Origin of the sequence: Nitratireductor aquibiodomus NL21 = JCM 21793, from assembly GCF_000615975.1 — a bacterium.
GTDB lineage: Bacteria > Pseudomonadota > Alphaproteobacteria > Rhizobiales > Rhizobiaceae > Nitratireductor > Nitratireductor aquibiodomus.
Window position 1 is genome coordinate 1 of the sequence record NZ_BAMP01000160.1, and the last position, 3,405, is coordinate 3,405.

A 3,405-nucleotide genomic window follows, 5' to 3' on the forward strand; every position below is an offset into this window, starting at 1 on the left:
CCTCCGGCGCCTCGACCGGGGCGTCACGGCCGCGCACGATCACCGGGTTGCCCAGTCGAATCCGCGCCGCCGCATCGTCGGTAACGGCGACTTCCGGCAGACCCTCGAGAGCCGTGGCGATATCGAGAAGATATTCGTCGAGCGTAGCGAAGTCGCCGGCCTCGCGGTCCCCTTCCGTCGCCGCCTCCTCAAGCGCCGGCAGCTCCACGAGCTGATCGGGAAGGAAAGGATAGACCTCGGTGCGGCGCAGCTCTGCAATGTGGCCGTAGCACCCCAGGTCGCGACCCAGGTCGCGGGCGATACTGCGCACATAGGTGCCCTTGCCGCACTCGATCTCGAACACGGCTTCATCAGGCGTGAAGGAAACCAGGTCGAGCCGGCCCACCTCAATCTCCCGCGCCGCGATCTCGACCGTCTCGCCCTCGCGGGCAAGGTCGTAGGCGCGCTCACCGTCAATCTTAACGGCGGAAAACTGCGGCGGGGTCTGCATAATGATGCCCGTATAGTTCGGCAACAGGGCGCGAACGGCCTCTTCAGTCGGGCGCTCGTCGGAGCTTTCCGTGACCGGGCCTTCCAGATCGTCGGTGGCCCGCTCCTCACCCCAGGCGACCTTGAAGCGGTAGACCTTGGCGCCATCCATGACGAAGGGCACCGTCTTCGTCGCATCACCAAGCGCGATCGGCAGCATGCCGGATGCGAGCGGGTCGAGTGTGCCGGCATGACCGGCCTTCTCCGCGTTGAAAAGCCATTTGATCTTGGAAACGGCGCTGGTGGATCCCATGCCCGCCGGCTTGTCGAGGATCAGCCAGCCGTTGATACGGCGTCCCTTCCGCTTGCCGCGCCGCGCCATCAAAGATCATCCTCATTCGCGTCGTCGTCCTTCAGGTCGCGGGCCACTTCCGGCGACTTCAAGAGGCGATCGATCTTGTTGAAATTCTCGAAACTGTCGTCCACGCGGAACCGCAGTTCCGGCATGTATTTCATCTGCCGCAACGCCGGTGTGATGCGTCCGCGGAGGAAGCGCGCATGGCGGTTCAGAGCTGCCGCTACCGCATCCTTGTCGGCCGCGCCGAGCGGCGAGACATAGGCGGTGGCGATTTTCAGGTCCGGTGACATACGCACTTCAGACACGGAAACCACGGTGTTTGCGAGCGCATCGTCGCTTACATCGCCGCGCTGGAGAGCCTGCGCGATTGCGTGACGCACCTGCTCGCCGACGCGAAGCTGGCGTTGAGAGGGAGCGGAAGACGGCATGGAGCACCTTCTTGCGGGGAAAGCCCTATTGTATCCGCATCGCGGATATCGGCAAATTATGAAAGCGGAAGCGTCTGACGCCGGAAAGCGAGATGGGGCATCAAGTGCCCCATCCTGGCTGCTCCAAACGTACGCGCATTAGAGCATCGGACCGAAAAGTTGAAACCGGTTTTCGGGTCATTCCGATACTCCATCAAAAACCTAGATCGTCGTTTGTGCGTCCGAATGGACGCACGGCGATCTAGAGCGTGCGCGTGACCATCTCGACGCGATAGGCCTCGATGACATCGCCGGGGCGAATGTCTTCGTAGTTCTCGAACGCCATGCCGCATTCCTGACCGGCAGGCACTTCGGAGACTTCGTCCTTGAAGCGCTTGAGCGTCTTCAGCTTGCCTTCGTGGATCACCACGCTGTCGCGGATGAGGCGCACGCCGGCACCACGCTCCACCTTGCCTTCGGTGACCCGGCAGCCGGCGACCTTGCCGACCTTGGACACGTTGAAGACCTCGAGGATCTCGCATTGCCGAGGAAGGTCTCGCGGCGCTCCGGAGAAAGGAGGCCCGACATGGCCGCTTTGATGTCATCCACGAGATCGTAGATGATGTTGTAGTAGCGGATCTCGATCCCGGCAGCTTCAGCCGCATCGCGCGCCTGCTTGTTGGCGCGGACGTTGAAGCCGATGATCGCGGCCTCGGAAGTCTCGGCGAGCGACACGTCGCTCTCCGTGATCGCGCCGGCACCCGAATGGACGATGCGTGCGCGGACTTCGTCGGTGCCCAGCTTGTCGAGCGCACCGGCAATGGCCTCGATCGAGCCCTGTACGTCGCCCTTGACGATGAGCGGGAACTCTTTCAGGCCCGTGTCCTGAAGCTGCGACATCATCTGCTCGAGCGAGCCGCGCTGACCCGCCTGGCGGGCAACGGACTTCTCGCGGGCCAGACGCTGGCGATACTCGGAAATCTCGCGGGCGCGTGCCTCGCTCTCGACAACCGCGATGCGGTCGCCGGCCAGCGGGGTTCCCTGCAGGCCGAGGATCTCGACCGGCATGGAGGGCGGAGCTTCCTTCAGCTGCTCGCCACGATCGTTGACGAGCGCGCGGACACGGCCCCACTCGTTACCGGCCACGATGATGTCGCCGGTGTGAAGCGTACCTGCCTGGACCAGAACCGTGGCAACCGAGCCGCGACCACGGTCGAGCTTGGCCTCGATGACCACGCCTTCGGCGGAGCGATCCGGGTTGGCCTTGAGCTCAAGAACCTCGGACTGAAGCAGAACCGCTTCCAGCAGCCTGTCGAGATTGGTGCCCTTGACGGCAGAAACCTCGACGTCGAGCACCTCGCCGCCCATAGACTCCACGAAGACCTCGTGCTGGAGGAGCTCCGTGCGCACCTTGTTGGCGTCGGCTTCCGGCTTGTCGATCTTGTTGATCGCAACAATGATCGGCACGCCCGCAGCCTTGGCGTGGTTGATGGACTCGATCGTCTGCGGCATCACGCTGTCGTCAGCCGCCACCACGAGAATGGCAATGTCGGTCGCTTCCGCACCGCGCGCGCGCATGGCCGTAAAGGCGGCGTGGCCGGGCGTATCGATGAAGGTGATCGTCTGACCACCCTGCTCGACCTGATAGGCGCCGATATGCTGGGTAATGCCGCCGGCCTCGCCGGACACCACATTTGCATGGCGGATTGCATCGAGCAGCGAGGTCTTGCCGTGGTCGACGTGGCCCATGATCGTAACGACGGGCGGACGCGGCTTCAAATCCTCAGCCTTGTCTTCAACATTGAAGAGGCCTTCTTCGACGTCGGACTCGGCAACGCGCTTCACGGTATGACCGAACTCTTCAGCCACCAGTTCGGCGGTATCCGCATCGATCACGTCGCCGGGCTTCAACATCTGGCCCTGCTTCATGAAGAACTTGATAACATCCACGGCGCGCTCGGCCATACGCTGGGCGAGCTCCTGAATGGTGATCGTCTCGGGAAGAACCACCTCGCGGGAAATCTTCTCACGCGGCTCCTGATGCTGGGCGCGCTTGAATTTTTCCTGGCGGCGGCGCATCGAAGAGAGCGAACGCCCGCGCGTCTCGCCATCGTCCGACAGCGCGCGATTGAGCGTCAGCTTGCCACGGCGGCGCTGGTCGTCGCCACGCGA

The 3,405-nt window shown here is 63.3% G+C and carries 2 protein-coding genes and 1 pseudogene; all 3 read right to left on the bottom strand.

Features of this window, described 5'->3' with window-relative positions; all coding sequences use genetic code 11:
- On the bottom strand, positions 1-850 hold an 850-nt coding region (gene truB / locus JCM21793_RS22700; protein WP_025031825.1), incomplete at its 3' end, for a tRNA pseudouridine(55) synthase TruB.
- The gene (rbfA, locus tag JCM21793_RS22705; RefSeq protein WP_025031826.1) at positions 850-1,254 is read right to left on the bottom strand and encodes a 30S ribosome-binding factor RbfA; all 405 of its coding nucleotides are present in this window, start codon (positions 1,252-1,254) and stop codon (positions 850-852) included. The genes rbfA and truB, both read right to left, overlap by 1 nt.
- A 241-nt stretch (positions 1,255-1,495) precedes the next feature.
- Positions 1,496-3,405, bottom strand: a pseudogene (infB, locus tag JCM21793_RS27890) (translation initiation factor IF-2); the annotation flags it as partial.